The organism is Streptomyces durmitorensis, from assembly GCF_023498005.1.
GTDB lineage: Bacteria > Actinomycetota > Actinomycetes > Streptomycetales > Streptomycetaceae > Streptomyces > Streptomyces durmitorensis.
The window spans coordinates 6,989,251-7,004,002 of the sequence record NZ_CP097289.1 but is presented as its reverse complement, the minus strand read 5'-3'; the positions used below and the strand labels follow the sequence as shown (position 1 = coordinate 7,004,002).

Genomic DNA, 14,752 nt, shown 5'->3' with positions numbered 1-14,752 from the left:
CCCGATTTTCACCGGTTGGCCTCGTCCTGTTCGGGCGGGGCCTCGGGCAGGGCCTCGGTCGGGACCGATCCGTCGGGCACTTCGCTGATCTCGCTCTCCGGAGTGAGCTCCTGCGCCGCGGAGCGGCCCTTGTTGAGCGCGCGGTGCACGACCTGGGCAACGCGTTCGATGGTACGGACTCCGTACTTCATCGTGGGGTTGTCGTGCGAGAGAACGGCGATGCGGTACGTACGGCCGCCCTTCTGTGCGCCGGTTCCGGTGAACGCGCCGATGCTGTGCACCCGCCAGCCGTGCGTGGACCGGGGCAGCCAGCCGTTCTTGAGGTACGCCTTGGTGCCGCGCGGCATTCCGGCGGGCACGCCCCAGCGCTGGTCGCGCCGCACCTCGTTCAGCTGCTTCAGGCCGTACGCACGTGACGTCGGGCTCAGCAGGGCGCGGGCCCTGGCTCCGGTGAGGACGCCGAGGAGGCGGAGCTGGTCGGCCGCGGAGGTGCGGGTCAGGCCCCAGAGGCCGTAGGGGTTGAGCGTGGTGGCCGTGGTGCCCGCGCGGCCGAGGAAGCGGGCGATGTAGGACTGGCCCAGGTCGTCGAAGAGGCGCCGGGCCGCGGTGTTGTCCGAGCGGATGATCATCGGGCGTATCTTGCGGCGCTCCCAGGCGGTGAGCCCGCGCCCCCAGTCCTGTGCGCGGCGCAGGGCGGCCTCCATGATCATGACTTTGGCGACGCTCGCGGTGTCGTAGCGGTGGCTGCTGCCGAAGGTGCAGCTGAGTCCGGTCGCGGGGTCGTGGAGGGCCACGGAGACGGTGCCACGCCGGGCGGTCAGGACGGCGCGGATGTCGCGGGAGAGCTGGGCGGCGAGGGCGGAATCGCTGCGGGCTGTGCAGGAGGCCGCGCGTTGCGCGCGTTGCGCCGCGCTGGCGTGAGCGGCGGTCGCCGGGAGGGGGGTGAGGAGGGTGGTGAGCAGTGCCGTGGCTATCGCTATGCGGCACTTTCGCAGGTGAAGGGCCATGCGGTCATCGTGGCCGTGGCATCTTTGCGGGGCTCGGGGGCGAGGGCCACAAGGGTGAGAGCGGAGTTCTGTACAGGATGTCCTCACACGCCGGACGGGCTGGATGTTCCAGCCCGTCCGGCGTGTGAGGACGAACTCGGCGGAGCCGGTGATCTCCGGTGCGCCCGAGGGTGTGCTCAAGCCCGACGCAGTCAGTGCGCGGCGGACTCCCAGTCCGCCCCCACGCCCACCGACACGTCCAGCGGGGCCCGCAGCGACACCGCGCCCGCCATCTCGCGACGGACGAGCTCCTCGACCTTGGCGCGCTCGCCCGGAGCGATCTCCAGGACGATTTCGTCGTGGACCTGGAGCAGCATGCGGGAGTCGAGCTTCGCCTCCGTGAGCGCGCGGTGCACGTTCAGCATGGCGATCTTGACGATGTCCGCGGCCGTGCCCTGGATGGGCGCGTTCAGGGCCATCCGCTCGGCCATCTCGCGGCGCTGGCGGTTGTCGCTGTTGAGGTCGGGGAGATACCGGCGGCGGCCCAGCATCGTCTCCGTGTACCCCGTCGCGCGGGCCTCGTCGACGGCTCGGCGCAGATAGTCGCGTACGCCGCCGAACCGCTCGAAGTAGGTGTCCATCAGCGAACGGGCCTCGCCCGCCTCGATGTTCAGCTGCTGCGAGAGACCGAACGCGGAGAGGCCGTACGCCAAGCCGTACGACATGGCCTTGATCTTGCGGCGCATCTCGGCGTCGACGGCGGAGCCCTCGACGGAGAAGACCTGGGAGGCGACCGTCGTGTGCAGGTCCTCGCCCGAGCTGAAGGCCTCCAGGAGGCCCTCGTCCTCGGAGAGGTGGGCCATCACGCGCAGCTCGATCTGGCTGTAGTCCGCGGTCATCAGGGACTCGAAGCCCTCGCCGACCACGAAGCCGCGGCGGATCGCCCGGCCCTCGTCCGTGCGGACCGGGATGTTCTGGAGGTTCGGGTCGGTGGAGGACAGGCGGCCCGTCGCCGCGACCGTCTGGTTGAACGTCGTGTGGATGCGGGTGTCCGCGGCGATCGCCTTGATCAGGCCCTCGACCGTGACGCGCAGCTTCGCCTGCTCGCGGTGGCGCAGCATGATGACCGGCAGTTCGTTCTCGGTCTGGGCGGCGAGCCAGGCCAGGGCGTCCGCGTCCGTGGTGTACCCGGTCTTGGTCTTCTTCGTCTTGGGGAGGTTCAGCTCGCCGAAGAGGACCTCCTGGAGCTGCTTGGGCGAGCCGAGGTTGAACTCGTGGCCCGCTGCCTCGTGCGCCTCCTTCACCGCCTGCTGCACCGCGCCGGCGAACTGCTGCTCCATCGCCTCCAGATGGGCGCGGTCCGCCGCGATGCCGTGGCGCTCCAGGCGGGCCAGGAGGATGGACGTCGGCAGTTCGATGTCCGTCAGGAGGTCACCGGCGCCGACCTCCTTCAGCTTCTCCCCGAAGGCGGTGCCCAGGTCGAGGATCGTGCGGGCCTGCGCCATCAGCGACTCGGCCTCGGCCTGGTCGTCCTCCTCCGTGCCGAAGGCGAGCTGTCCGTCGGCCGCGCCGGCGGGGGCCAGCTCACGGCCCAGGTACTCCAGGGACAGGGCGTCCAGGGCGAAGGAGCGGCGGCCCGGCTTGACCAGGTACGCGGCGAGCGCCGTGTCCATGGTGACGCCGTCCACACTCCAGCCGTGCTCGGGGAAGACCCGCATCGTGGCCTTGGCGTTGTGCAGGACCTTGGGCTTGTCCGGGTCGGCGATCCAGGCCGCGAACGCGTTCTCGTCGGCCTCGTCCAGGCCGGTCGGGTCGAACCAGGCCGCCGCTCCACCGGCCGCGGCGAGGGCGACCTCGGTCACCGAGCCCGTGCCGAGCTGCCAGGTGTCGACCGTGGCCACGCCGAGGACCGCCTTGCCGTGCTCGGCGAGCCACGGCGCGACCTCACCCGCGCCGAGCACCGAGCCGTCCAGCTCCACGCCCGGCTCGGCCGGGGTCTGGTCGGCCTCCTCCGCGCCGGGGTCGACGGCCAGGAGCCGCTCGCGCAGCGAGGGGTTGCGGATCTCCAGGGTGTCCAGGACCAGGGCGAGGGCCGTGCGGTCGTACGGAGCGCGCTCCAGGTCGGTGACCGCCTTGGGGAGCTCGACGTCGCGCACCATCTCCGTGAGGCGGCGGTTGAGCTTCACCGCGTCCAGGTGGTCGCGGAAGTTCTGCCCGGCCTTGCCCTTGACCTCTTCGGCGCGCTCGACGAGGTCCGCGAAGGAGCCGAACTGGTTGATCCACTTCGCGGCGGTCTTCTCGCCGACTCCGGGGATGCCGGGGAGGTTGTCCGACGGGTCGCCGCGCAGGGCCGCGAAGTCGGGATACTGGCTGGGCGTGAGGCCGTACTTCTCCTCGACCTTCTCCGGCGTGAAGCGCGTCAGCTCGGAGACGCCCTTCGTGGGGTACAGCACCGTCACGTGGTCGGTGATCAGCTGGAAGGAGTCGCGGTCGCCGGTGACGATCAGGACGTCGAATCCTGCCGCCTCGGCCTGGGTGGCGAGCGTGGCGATGACGTCGTCCGCCTCGAAGCCGTCCACCGCGAACCGCACCGCGTTCATCGCGTCCAGGACCTCGCCGATCAGCTCGACCTGGCCCTTGAACTCGTCCGGGGTCTTGGAGCGGTTCGCCTTGTACTCCGGGAACTCCGAGGAGCGCCACGTCTTGCGCGAGACGTCGAAGGCCACCGCGAAGTGCGTGGGCGCCTCGTCGCGCAGGGTGTTCGCCAGCATCGACGCGAAGCCGTAGATCGCGTTCGTCGGCTGGCCCGTCGCGGTCGTGAAGTTCTCCGCGGGCAGCGCGAAGAACGCCCGATAGGCCAGGGAGTGCCCGTCCATGAGGAGCAGGCGCGGACGCTGCTCGCCACTCGGCTTCGTCGCGGTCTCGGACTTCTTCTTCGCTGCTTTTTCTGCCACGTCCCCGATCCTGCCACGCCCCACTGACACTCAGGCCCAACCCTCACCCGCGACCGCGCCGTCACTGCCGCGTGGGAGGATCGAAGGCGTAGCTCACGCACGTGCTCGAAGGGGAGCCGATCATGGCAAGGAAGTCGCCCAAGGGTGATCCGGTCCAGGACGCGCCGCAGGTCGCCGAGGTGCAGCACGCCGCGGCGGGGCTTCCCGCCATCGGGCACACGCTGCGCATGGCCCAGCAGCAGATGGGCGTGCGCCGCACGGCGCTGACGCTGCTGCGGGTCAATCAGAAGGACGGCTTCGACTGCCCCGGCTGCGCCTGGCCCGAGCCGGAGCACCGGCACAAGGCGGAGTTCTGCGAGAACGGCGCGAAGGCGGTCGCCGAAGAGGCCACGCTGCGCCGCGTCACCCCGGACTTCTTCGCCGCGCACCCCGTGGCCGACCTCGCCACCCGCAGTGGGTACTGGCTGGGGCAGCAGGGCCGCCTCACCCACCCGATGTATCTGGCGGAGGGCGCCGAGCGCTATGAACCCGTGCCCTGGGAGCGGGCCTTCGACATCATCGGCGAGGAACTGGCCGCCCTGGACAGTCCGGACGAGTCCGTCTATTACACCTCGGGCCGCACCAGCAACGAAGCGGCGTTCCTCTACCAGCTGTTCGCCCGCGAGCTGGGCACGAACAATCTGCCCGACTGTTCGAACATGTGCCATGAGTCGTCCGGCTCCGCCCTCACGGAGACCATCGGTATCGGCAAGGGCAGCGTCCTCCTGGAGGACCTCTACAAGTCGGACCTGATCATCGTCGCCGGGCAGAACCCGGGCACGAACCATCCGCGCATGCTCTCCGCCCTGGAGAAGGCGAAGAACAACGGCGCGAAGATCATCACGGTCAATCCGCTGCCCGAGGCTGGCCTGGAGCGGTTCAAGAACCCGCAGACCCCGCAGGGCATGTTCAAGGGCACCGCCCTGACCGACCTCTTCCTGCAGATCCGCCTGGGCGGCGACCAGGCCCTGTTCCGGCTGCTCAACAAGCTGATCCTCGACACGGAGGGCGCGGTCGACGAGGAGTTCGTCCGCGAACACACCCATGGGTACGAGGAGTTCACCGAGGCCGCGCGGGACGCCGACTGGGACGAGACGCTGACGGCGACCGGTCTCAGCCGCGACCGCATCGAGGAAGCGCTCGCCATGGTGCTTGCCTCCAAGCGCACCGTCGTGTGCTGGGCGATGGGCCTGACCCAGCACAAGCACGCCGTGCCGACCATCCGCGAGGTCGTCAACTTCCTTCTGCTGCGCGGCAACATCGGCCGTCCCGGCGCGGGCGTGTGCCCGGTGCGCGGACACTCGAACGTGCAGGGCGACCGCACGATGGGCATCTTCGAACGGCCCGCTCCGGCCTTCCTGGACGCCCTGGAGAAGGAGTTCGGCTTCGCGCCGCCGCGCGAGCACGGCCTGGACGTCGTGCGCGCGATCAAGGCGCTGCGGGACGGCGACGCGAAGGTGTTCTTCGCGATGGGCGGCAACTTCGTGGCGGCGTCGCCCGACACGGAGGTGACGGAGGCGGCGATGCGCAAGGCCCGCCTGACCGTCCACGTGTCGACGAAGCTGAACCGCTCGCACGCCGTCACGGGCGCGCGGGCGCTGATCCTGCCGACGCTCGGCCGCACCGAGCGGGATCTTCAGGGCGGCGGTGAGCAGTTCGTGACCGTCGAGGACTCCATGGGCATGGTGCACGCCTCGCGCGGCCGTCTGGAGCCCGCGAGCCCGCATCTGCTCTCCGAGCCGGCCATCGTGTGCCGCCTCGCCCGCCGCGTCCTCGGCCCCGAATCGGCCACCCCCTGGGAGGAGTTCGAGAAGGACTACGCCACGGTGCGCGACCGCATCGCGCGCGTGATCCCCGGCTTCGAGGACTTCAACGCGCGCGTGGCCGACCCGGCGGGCTTCGCCCTGCCGCACGCCCCGCGCGACGAGCGGCGCTTCCCCACGGCCACCGGCAAGGCGAACTTCACCGCGGCGCCGGTGGAGTTCCCTGCCCTGCCGAAGGGCCGCCTCCTGCTGCAGACGCTGCGCTCGCACGACCAGTACAACACCACGATCTACGGCCTGGACGACCGCTACCGGGGCATCAAGAACGGCCGCAGGGTCGTCCTGGTCAACCCCGACGACGCCCGCGAGCTGAGCCTCGCCGACGGGTCGTACGTGGACCTCGTGAGCGAGTGGCGGGACGGCGTCGAGCGGCGCGCGCCCGGTTTCCGGGTCGTGCACTATCCCACCGCCCGTGGCTGTGCCGCGGCGTACTACCCGGAGACGAACGTCCTGGTCCCGCTGGATGCGACGGCCGACACGAGCAACACCCCCGCCAGCAAGTCCGTCGTCGTGCGCCTGGAACAATCAGGCACCGACTGAGCGTTCGCTCAGCGACTGGTGAGGACGAAGAACGGAGCCGGGCCCCATGGGTGAGCAGCACAGCGTGAAGTTCCCGCAAGAGGTCATCGACGAGTACGCCGCGCTCGGCATCGACCTGCCCGCCCTGTTCTCCGCCGGGGATCTGGGCGTCCGGATGGGCGTCCAGATCGTCGAGGCCTCCGCCGACCGCGTCGTCGGCACCATGCCGGTCGAGGGCAACACCCAGCCGTACGGCCTGCTGCACGGCGGCGCGTCCGCCGTCCTCGCCGAGACCCTCGGTTCGGTCGGCTCGATGCTGCACGGCGGGAGCGGGAAGCTCGCCGTCGGCGTCGACCTGAACTGCACCCACCACCGCGGGGCGCGTTCGGGCCTGGTCACCGGCGTGGCGACGCCCGTGCACCGGGGCCGCTCCACGGCGACGTACGAGATCGTCATCACCGACGAGCAGGACAAGCGGGTGTGCACCGCGCGGCTGACCTGTCTGCTGCGCGAGGTTCAGCCCAACGGCACCGCCGGCTGAGGGAGTTGAAGGCGGCGCCCTACGCATTGTCGGAGCGTGGGGCGCCGGTCTAGCTTCTGGGCATGAGGCACTGGAAGCCGCTCTGTGCGCTCGCCTGCACCGCCCTCCTCACTACCCTCTTCGCCGCCACCGGATGCGGGAGCTCCCCTTCCGGTGACACCCCCGGGCCCTCCCCCGCCACCACGTCCCCCGAGGACCTCTGCACGGCCCTGATCACCAAGTGGGGGCGGCAGATCTACGACTCGGGCAAGGAGACCTACGGCGACTACCAGTCGATGGGCCTCTCCAACGGGCAGTACATGATCCTGCGGGACACCCTCGACCTGGCCCGCGCCGAGCGCGAGCGCCACGGAGCCGACGCGGGGCGGAAGTTGCTCACCCGCGAGGCCCGCGAGCGGTGCGAGAAGCGCTACCGCCACGGGCAGCCGAGCGGCGGGCCGTGGGTGTGAACGCCATCGGCCCCATCGAGCCGGGCGACCACACCTACGACGCCCGCACCGCCTCCCCGGACCGCATCGCCGCACACCCCGTCAGGCCCCGCCCGCCGCTCACCCGTCACCGCCGCACCGCCCTGGCCCTCGCCATCGCCGCGGTCGTCGGGGCCGCGGGACTCAGCCTCTACCTGACCCGTCCCCGGCCCCCGGCGCCGCCGCCACCGCCCTATCCGTCGCAGACCGTGTCCGTGACGTACAAGGGCGACATGACGCGCCCAGAGGCAGGCGACCGCACGTTCAGCTTCACCGTCGGCCTCGGCCAGGACTCGGGGCCGCCCGTGTCCGTCCGACGGATCGGCCAGCCGTCTGCGGCGCTGTCGGTCACCGTCGCCCCCCATACCCCATTCACAGTGAAAAGCGGAAGCCCTCGGACGGCACGTATTTCCATGCACATTCGCGAATGTGGAAATGTGCCACGGAATGCCGGACTCCCTTTCCTGGATGTAACACTGCGTAATGTGCGCGCAAAGCAGACGCAGAGCTTCATCCTCGGTTCGGCGTACGCAAAAGATCTTTCCGAGGCCCTGACAGCCGCATGCCCCCCGAACACTGATGTCATGAGTAAAACACCCTGACAGTCCTGCAAGTTCTCAGCATGCGGGATGCGCCGAAGGTGGCGCATTCCGCCCCAACCGCCCCCTGAGTTCCAGCGCGGAATACTCCGTGGCATAACAAGAGCGTCACACCTTTGGCCTGACCACTCCACCAGGAACAAAGCGGCCCTTAGAGTCACGGCCAGTCACCGCGCCCACCGGATTCCTGTCAGTTCGGTTCTGCGCTCGACTCGGCCACCCAACAGGGGACGGCCGTGCCAGGGGAAAGGACTGATCGTGCGTCAACGTTCGCTCATAGCCATCACCGCTGCATTCACCGCGGGGGCACTCACCCTCACCGCCTGTGGCTCACGCGACGACAAGGACAAGGACGACGCCGGGGGTGGCGGTACCACCGTGGTCATCGGCGTCGACGCGCCGCTGACCGGCGACCTGTCCGCGCTGGGCCTCGGTATCCGCAACTCCGTGGATCTCGCCGCCAAGCAGGCCAACGCGAAGAAGTACGTCGACGGCATCACCTTCAAGATCGAAGCCGCCGACGACCAGGGCCAGCCCGCATCGGGCCAGACCAACGCGACCAAGTTCGTCGCCAACAAGGACATCCTCGGCGCCGTCGGGCCCCTGAACTCCTCCGTCGGCGAGTCGATGCAGAAGGTCTTCGACGACGCGAAGCTCGTCCAGGTCTCCCCCGCCAACACCAACCCGGCCATGACCCAGGGCCAGGACTGGAACGGCGGCAAGAAGGTGCGCCCGTACAAGGCCTACTTCCGTACGGCCACCACGGACGCCATCCAGGGCCCGTTCGCCGCGCAGTACCTGTACAACGACGCGAAGAAGAAGAAGGTCTTCGTGGTCGACGACAAGAAGACCTACGGCGCCGGTCTGGCCGCCACCTTCAAGGACGAGTTCACCAAGCTCGGCGGCAAGGTCGCCGGCACCGAGCACGTGAACCCGGACACCAAGGACTTCGGCGCCGTCGCCACCAAGATCAAGAACTCTGACGCCGACGTCGTCTACTACGGCGGCGAGTACCCCGCAGCCGGCCCGCTCAGCAAGCAGATGAAGAAGGCAGGTGCCAAGATCCCGCTCGTCGGCGGTGACGGCATCTACAGCGCCGACTTCGTCAAGCTCGCCGGCAAGGAGGGCAAGGGCGACATGGCGACCTCGATCGGTCAGCCCGTCGAGAAGCTGCCGTCCGCCAAGGAGTTCATCGCGAACTACAAGAAGGCCGGCTTCAAGGAGGCCTACGAGGCCTACGGCGGCTACTCGTACGACTCGGCCTGGGCGATCATCGAAGCGGTCAAGAAGGTCGTCGAGGACAACGACGGCAAGCTGCCCGACGACGCTCGCGCCAAGATCGTCGAGGCCATGCAGGACGTCTCCTTCGACGGTGTGACCGGCAAGGTCTCCTTCGACGAGTACGGCGACGCGACCAACAAGCAGCTCACCGTGTACCAGGTGAAGTCCACCGAGGACCCGACCAAGGGCTGGGAGCCGGTCAAGTCCGGCACCTTCACCGGCTGATCCACCCCGCAGCACGACACCACCGCGCGGGGCGCTGCCTCTGCAGCGCCCCGCGCGGCGTCGCATCCGTCACCTAAGCCGTTCGGCCGGCGGGGCCCACAGCCACCGCACGCAGGCCGCACGACACCGAAAGACTCGGAGGACCTGCGGTGCACGAACTGCCGCAACAGCTGGTCAACGGCCTGCTACTGGGATCCATGTACGGCCTGATCGCCATCGGCTACACAATGGTCTACGGCATCGTCCAGCTCATCAACTTCGCCCATGGCGAGATCTTCATGGTCGGCGGCTTCGGCGCCCTCACCGTCTGGCTCTGGCTGCCGGGCGGCACCAGCATGTGGCTCGCACTGCCACTCATGCTCATAGGCGCCGTCATCGTCTCGACCCTCATAGCGGTCGGAGCCGAACGCTTCGCCTACCGCCCGTTGCGCGGCGCACCCCGCCTCGCCCCTCTCATCACCGCGATCGGCCTCTCCCTCGCGCTGCAGCAGGCCGTCTGGGCCTGGTACCCCAACGCGAAGTCGTCCCGCACCTTCCCCGAGATGCCCGGCGACTCCATCCACATGGGCTCCGTCACCATCCAGCCCGGCGACATCTTCCTGCTGATCACCGCCCCGATCTGCATGTTCGCCCTCGGCTACTTCGTGATGAAGACCCGCGTGGGACGCGGCATGCAGGCCACCGCACAGGACCCCGACACCGCCAAGCTCATGGGTGTCAACACCGACCGCGTCATCGTCGTGGCCTTCGCGATCGGCGCCGCCTTCGCCGGCATCGCCGCCGTCGCCTACGGCTTCCGCTACGGAGAAGTCCAGTTCCGCATGGGCTTCCTGTGGGGCCTCAAGGCCTTCACCGCGGCCGTGCTCGGAGGCATCGGCAACATCTACGGCGCGATGCTCGGCGGCCTCGTCCTCGGCGTCGCCGAAGCCATGGCCACCGCCTACATGAACGACATCCCCGGCATGAGCCAGCTCGGCGGGCAGTCCTGGGCCGACGTCTGGGCCTTCGTACTCCTCATCGTCGTACTCCTCGTCAGGCCACAAGGTCTCCTTGGCGAGCGCGTCGCGGACAGGGCGTGACAACCATGACCACACAGACCACTGCGGCCGACGCGCCCAGCCCTAAGCAGGACCTCACCCCCACCGGTCTCATCGCCATCCCCGAGGCCCCCGCCCGCGCACTGGCCACCGGCGGCGGCATCCTCACGATCATCTCCACGTTCCTCGCCTGGACCTGGACCTCGGCGTTCCCCGGTGACCTCACCGTCTACGGCTACCCCGGCGGCCTCCAGGTCCTCGTCCTGATCGCCGGCATCCTGACGACGCTCTTCGGCCTCGCCTCGTACGGCGTCAAGGGCGTACGGGCGCTGGCTCCCGGCGGAGCCGACGCCGCGCTGAAGTACGCGTCGCTCGCCGCCTTCGCCACCACCTGGTACACGATCATCTCGATCAGCTACCAGCTCGGCGGCCTCGCCAACCTCGAGGTCGGCGGCTGGGTCGCCGCGATCGCCACCCTCGGCTCCTTCGTCGGCGCCCTCGCCCTGCCCTTCACCCGGCCGCACACCTACGCGGTCGACACCGAGGACAGCGGCAGCGAGCAGTTCAAGCACCGCATGCGCAACGGCCTCGTCGTCTTCAAGGGCGCGTTCGCCGCCGAGGCCCCGCCCACGCCGCGCAAGCTCCCCAGCTACGTCGAGATCCTGATCATCGTCGCCGCGCTCGCCGTGGGCCTGGTGGTCTTCACCTACGGCATCGGCACCGAGTACGACGAGCTCTTCGTCGGCTTCCTGGTCACCGTGGCGTTCAGCTTCGCCGCGCTGTCCAAGGCGGGGCTCGTCGCCCAGGTCTCCACGTACACCGCGCGGCACCGCAACATCACACTCGGCGGTGCCTTCGCCGCAGCGGCGGCCTTCCCGTTCACGCAGAGCGACGACCAGTACGCCACCATCGGCGTCTACATCCTCATCTTCGCCACCGTCGCGCTCGGCCTGAACATCGTCGTCGGCCTCGCCGGACTCCTCGACCTCGGATACGTCGCCTTCCTCGGCGTCGGCGCCTACGCGGCGTCCATGGTCTCCGGGTCGCCGTCCTCGCCCTTCGACGTCCATCTGCCGTTCTGGGGCGCGATCCTGGTCGGCGCGAGCGCATCGCTCATCTTCGGTGTGCTCATCGGCGCCCCGACACTGAGGCTGCGCGGCGACTACCTCGCCATCGTCACCCTCGGCTTCGGAGAGATCTTCCGGCTCGTCGCGATGAACTCCGACGGCACCTCGGGCCCGGACATCACGAACGGCTCGAACGGCATCTCCTCGATCCCGAACCTCAAGATCCTCGGCTTCGACTTCGGCCTCGAGCACACCATCTTCGGCGTCACCATCGGCCGATTCGCGAACTACTTCTTCCTGATGCTGCTCATCACCCTCGTCGTCGTGCTGGTCTTCCGGCGCAGCGGCGACTCCCGCATCGGGCGCGCCTGGGTCGCCATCCGAGAGGACGAGACCGCGGCGCTCGCCATGGGCATCAACGGCTTCCGCGTGAAGCTCATCGCCTTCGCGCTCGGCGCCACGCTCGCCGGACTCGCGGGCACGGTGCAGGCGCACGTCACCTACACCGTGACGCCCGAGCAGTACCAGTTCGCCAACACGGTCCCGCCGAACTCGGCGTTCCTGCTCGCCGCCGTCGTCCTCGGCGGCATGGGCACCATCAGCGGACCCCTCGTCGGCGCCGCGCTGCTCTACCTCATCCCGAGCAAGCTCTCGTTCCTGGGCGACTACCAGCTCTTCGCCTTCGGCCTCGCGCTCGTGCTGCTCATGCGCTTCCGCCCCGAGGGCCTCATCCCCAACCGCCGCCGCCAGCTCGAGTTCCACGAGGCCGATCTGGCTCCCGGCGACACGCCGCCACCCACAGTCCTCAGCAAGACAGGGGCCTGAGCCATGACCACCGACACCACCACCAGCAAGGACAGCCCGGCCGCGACGCCGGCCGGAGAGACTGTCCTGGACGCCAAGGGCGTCACGATGCGCTTCGGCGGCCTGACCGCCGTGCGCTCCGTCGACCTCACCGTCAACAGCGGCGAGATCGTCGGCCTCATCGGCCCCAACGGCGCGGGCAAGACCACCTTCTTCAACTGCCTCACCGGCCTGTACATCCCCACCGAGGGCGAAGTCCGGTACAAGGGCACGGTCCTGCCCAGCAAGTCCTTCAAGGTCACCGCGGCGGGCGTGGCCCGCACCTTCCAGAACATCCGTCTGTTCGCCAACATGACGGTCCTGGAGAACGTCCTCGTGGGGCGCCACACGCGTACGAAGGAAGGCCTCTGGTCGGCCCTCCTGCGCGGCCCCGGCTTCCACAAGGCGGAGGCCAAGTCCAAGGCCCGCGCCCTGGAGCTGCTCGAATTCGTCGGCCTCGCCGAGAAGGCGGAGCACCTCTCCCGCAACCTGCCCTACGGCGAGCAGCGCAAGCTGGAGATCGCCCGGGCACTCGCGAGCGAGCCGGGCCTGCTCCTCCTGGACGAGCCGACCGCGGGCATGAACCCGCAGGAGACCCGCGCCACCGAGGAACTCGTCCTGGCCATCCGGGACATGGGCATCGCCATCCTCGTCATCGAGCACGACATGCGCTTCATCTTCAACCTGTGCGACCGCGTGGCCGTACTCGTCCAGGGCGAGAAACTCGTCGAGGGCAGCAGTGAGACCGTCCAGCAGGACGACCGCGTCATCGCCGCCTACCTGGGCGAGCCCTTCGAAGGTGCCCCCGGCAGCACAGAGGCCGACGCGACGGGCAACGAGGAGACCAGCTGATGACCGCACTGCTCGAGGTCGAGGACCTCAAGGTCGCCTACGGCAAGATCGAAGCCGTCAAGGGCATCTCTTTCAAGGTCGAGGCCGGCGAGGTCGTCACCCTGATCGGCACGAACGGCGCAGGCAAGACCACCACGCTGCGCACGCTCTCCGGACTGCTCAAGCCGGTCGGCGGCTCCATCAAATTCAACGGAAAAACGCTGCGGAAATACCGCGCCGACCAGATCGTGGCGCTCGGCCTCGCCCACTCCCCCGAGGGCCGGCACATCTTCCCGCGCATGACGATCGAGAACAATCTGCGGCTCGGCGCATATCTGCGCAGCGACAAATCGGCCATCGAAAAGGACATCGCGCGCGCCTATGAGCTCTTCCCCATTCTCGGGGAGCGCAGAAAGCAGGCGGCCGGCACGCTCTCGGGCGGCGAGCAGCAAATGCTCGCCATGGGACGCGCGCTCATGTCCCAGCCCAAACTGCTCATGCTCGACGAACCCTCCATGGGCCTTTCGCCGATCATGATGCAGAAGATCATGGCGACCATCTCCGAGCTCAAGTCGCAGGGCACGACCATTCTGCTCGTCGAACAGAACGCCCAGGCGGCGCTCTCGCTCGCCGACCACGGTCATGTCATGGAGGTCGGCAAGATCGTCCTTTCCGGTTCGGGGAACGACCTGCTGCACGACGAGTCCGTGCGCAAGGCGTACCTCGGCGAGGACTAGGCACTTCGCGTACGTACGAGGAAGGCCCGCACCCCGAAGCCGGGGTGCGGGCCTTCCTCGTGTGCGGTCCGGGGCCTACTGCCCCTTGGCCGCCTTCTTCTCGTCGGCGTCCTCGATGACCGCTTCCGCGACCTGCTGCATCGAAAGGCGCCGGTCCATCGACGTCTTCTGGATCCAGCGGAACGCGGCGGGCTCGGTGAGGCCGTACTCCGTCTGAAGGATCGACTTCGCGCGGTCCACCAGCTTGCGCGTCTCCAGACGCAGGGTGAGGTCGGCGACCTCGCTCTCCAGCGTCTTCAGCTCCGTGTAGCGCGAGACGGCCATCTCGATGGCGGGCACCACGTCGGTCTTGCTGAACGGCTTGACCAGGTACGCCATCGCGCCGGCGTCCCTGGCCCGCTCGACCAGGTCACGCTGCGAGAACGCGGTCAGCATGAGCACCGGGGCGATGGACTCCTCGGCGATCTTCTCGGCCGCCGAGATGCCGTCCATGACGGGCATCTTCACGTCAAGGATCACCAGGTCCGGCTTGTGCTCACGGGCCAGCTCGACGGCTTTCTCACCGTCACCGGCCTCGCCTACGACGGTGTAACCCTCTTCCTCAAGCATCTCCTTGAGGTCGAGCCGGATGAGAGCCTCGTCCTCGGCGATGACGACACGGGTCGTCAGCGGAGGCACGTGCGACTTGTCGTCGTCATCGGCTACGGGCTGGGGCGACTCGGGGGAAGTCACGGGGGCTCCTTGTTGCGGGCCGGGCAGGTACTGCTGCCTCTGCAGCCTACCTAGCTGCAGCGTCCGGCGGT

General features: G+C 68.9%; 12 protein-coding genes. 9 read left to right on the top strand and 3 right to left on the bottom strand.

All coding sequences use genetic code 11. The annotated features are described in order from the left end of the window. Positions 1 to 8 precede the first annotated feature (8 nt). Complete coding sequence (locus M4V62_RS31200) at positions 9 to 1,007, bottom strand: serine hydrolase (RefSeq protein ID WP_249590530.1); 999 nt, start codon at positions 1,005 to 1,007, stop codon at positions 9 to 11. A 191-nt stretch (positions 1,008 to 1,198) separates the two neighbouring features. Beyond that, positions 1,199 to 3,940, bottom strand: a complete 2,742-nt coding sequence (polA, locus tag M4V62_RS31195; RefSeq protein WP_249590529.1) for a DNA polymerase I — start codon at positions 3,938 to 3,940, stop codon at positions 1,199 to 1,201. A gap of 122 nt (positions 3,941 to 4,062) precedes the next feature. Between polA and M4V62_RS31190 the strand changes: the two genes are divergently transcribed. The 9 genes from M4V62_RS31190 (at position 4,063) to M4V62_RS31150 (ending at position 13,949) form a co-directional block, all read left to right on the top strand. Then, positions 4,063 to 6,342 carry an FdhF/YdeP family oxidoreductase gene (locus M4V62_RS31190; protein WP_249590528.1) on the top strand — a complete coding sequence of 760 codons (2,280 nt, stop codon included), beginning with the start codon at positions 4,063 to 4,065 and terminating at the stop codon, positions 6,340 to 6,342. 46 nt (positions 6,343 to 6,388) lie between these two features. Continuing rightward, positions 6,389 to 6,862, top strand: coding sequence for a PaaI family thioesterase (locus M4V62_RS31185; protein WP_249590527.1), 474 nt, complete (start codon positions 6,389 to 6,391; stop codon positions 6,860 to 6,862). A 62-nt stretch (positions 6,863 to 6,924) separates the two neighbouring features. Continuing rightward, positions 6,925 to 7,311 (top strand): hypothetical protein, encoded by a 387-nt coding sequence (locus tag M4V62_RS31180; protein WP_249590526.1) that lies wholly within the window; start codon positions 6,925 to 6,927, stop codon positions 7,309 to 7,311. Further along, positions 7,302 to 7,931, top strand: a complete 630-nt coding sequence (locus M4V62_RS31175) for a Tat pathway signal sequence domain protein (RefSeq protein ID WP_249590525.1) — start codon at positions 7,302 to 7,304, stop codon at positions 7,929 to 7,931. The genes M4V62_RS31180 and M4V62_RS31175 overlap by 10 nt, the downstream gene beginning before the upstream one ends. Before the next feature lie 255 nt (positions 7,932 to 8,186). Further along, positions 8,187 to 9,434: a branched-chain amino acid ABC transporter substrate-binding protein gene (locus M4V62_RS31170; protein ID WP_249590524.1), complete on the top strand. Its 1,248-nt coding sequence runs from the start codon at positions 8,187 to 8,189 to the stop codon at positions 9,432 to 9,434. A gap of 149 nt (positions 9,435 to 9,583) precedes the next feature. Beyond that, positions 9,584 to 10,513: a branched-chain amino acid ABC transporter permease gene (locus M4V62_RS31165; RefSeq protein ID WP_249590523.1), complete on the top strand. Its 930-nt coding sequence runs from the start codon at positions 9,584 to 9,586 to the stop codon at positions 10,511 to 10,513. Positions 10,514 to 10,518: 5 nt separating this feature from the next. Then, positions 10,519 to 12,363 carry a branched-chain amino acid ABC transporter permease gene (locus tag M4V62_RS31160; protein ID WP_249590522.1) on the top strand — a complete coding sequence of 615 codons (1,845 nt, stop codon included), beginning with the start codon at positions 10,519 to 10,521 and terminating at the stop codon, positions 12,361 to 12,363. A gap of 3 nt (positions 12,364 to 12,366) precedes the next feature. After that, positions 12,367 to 13,233 carry an ABC transporter ATP-binding protein gene (locus tag M4V62_RS31155; protein ID WP_249590521.1) on the top strand — a complete coding sequence of 289 codons (867 nt, stop codon included), beginning with the start codon at positions 12,367 to 12,369 and terminating at the stop codon, positions 13,231 to 13,233. Further along, a complete protein-coding gene (locus M4V62_RS31150) occupies positions 13,233 to 13,949 on the top strand; it encodes an ABC transporter ATP-binding protein (protein WP_249590520.1) in 717 nt (238 codons plus the stop codon). The genes M4V62_RS31155 and M4V62_RS31150 overlap by 1 nt, the downstream gene beginning before the upstream one ends. Positions 13,950 to 14,024: 75 nt before the next feature. Here the strand turns inward: M4V62_RS31150 and M4V62_RS31145 are convergent, their stop codons facing one another. After that, on the bottom strand, positions 14,025 to 14,681 hold the full coding sequence (locus M4V62_RS31145) for an ANTAR domain-containing response regulator (protein ID WP_249590519.1): 657 nt from the start codon (positions 14,679 to 14,681) through the stop codon (positions 14,025 to 14,027). Positions 14,682 to 14,752: the final 71 nt, after the last annotated feature.

What these genes read in the sequence shown, in the direction of transcription:
- M4V62_RS31200 (WP_249590530.1), bottom strand. Translation starts at nt 1,007, where the DNA reads ATGGCCCTTCACCTGCGAAAGTGCCGCATAGCGATAGCCACGGCACTG.
- M4V62_RS31190 (WP_249590528.1), top strand. Translation starts at nt 4,063, where the DNA reads ATGGCAAGGAAGTCGCCCAAGGGTGATCCGGTCCAGGACGCGCCGCAG.
- M4V62_RS31155 (WP_249590521.1), top strand. Translation starts at nt 12,367, where the DNA reads ATGACCACCGACACCACCACCAGCAAGGACAGCCCGGCCGCGACGCCG.
- M4V62_RS31185 (WP_249590527.1), top strand. Translation starts at nt 6,389, where the DNA reads ATGGGTGAGCAGCACAGCGTGAAGTTCCCGCAAGAGGTCATCGACGAG.
- M4V62_RS31150 (WP_249590520.1), top strand. Translation starts at nt 13,233, where the DNA reads ATGACCGCACTGCTCGAGGTCGAGGACCTCAAGGTCGCCTACGGCAAG.
- M4V62_RS31180 (WP_249590526.1), top strand. Translation starts at nt 6,925, where the DNA reads ATGAGGCACTGGAAGCCGCTCTGTGCGCTCGCCTGCACCGCCCTCCTC.
- M4V62_RS31160 (WP_249590522.1), top strand. Translation starts at nt 10,519, where the DNA reads ATGACCACACAGACCACTGCGGCCGACGCGCCCAGCCCTAAGCAGGAC.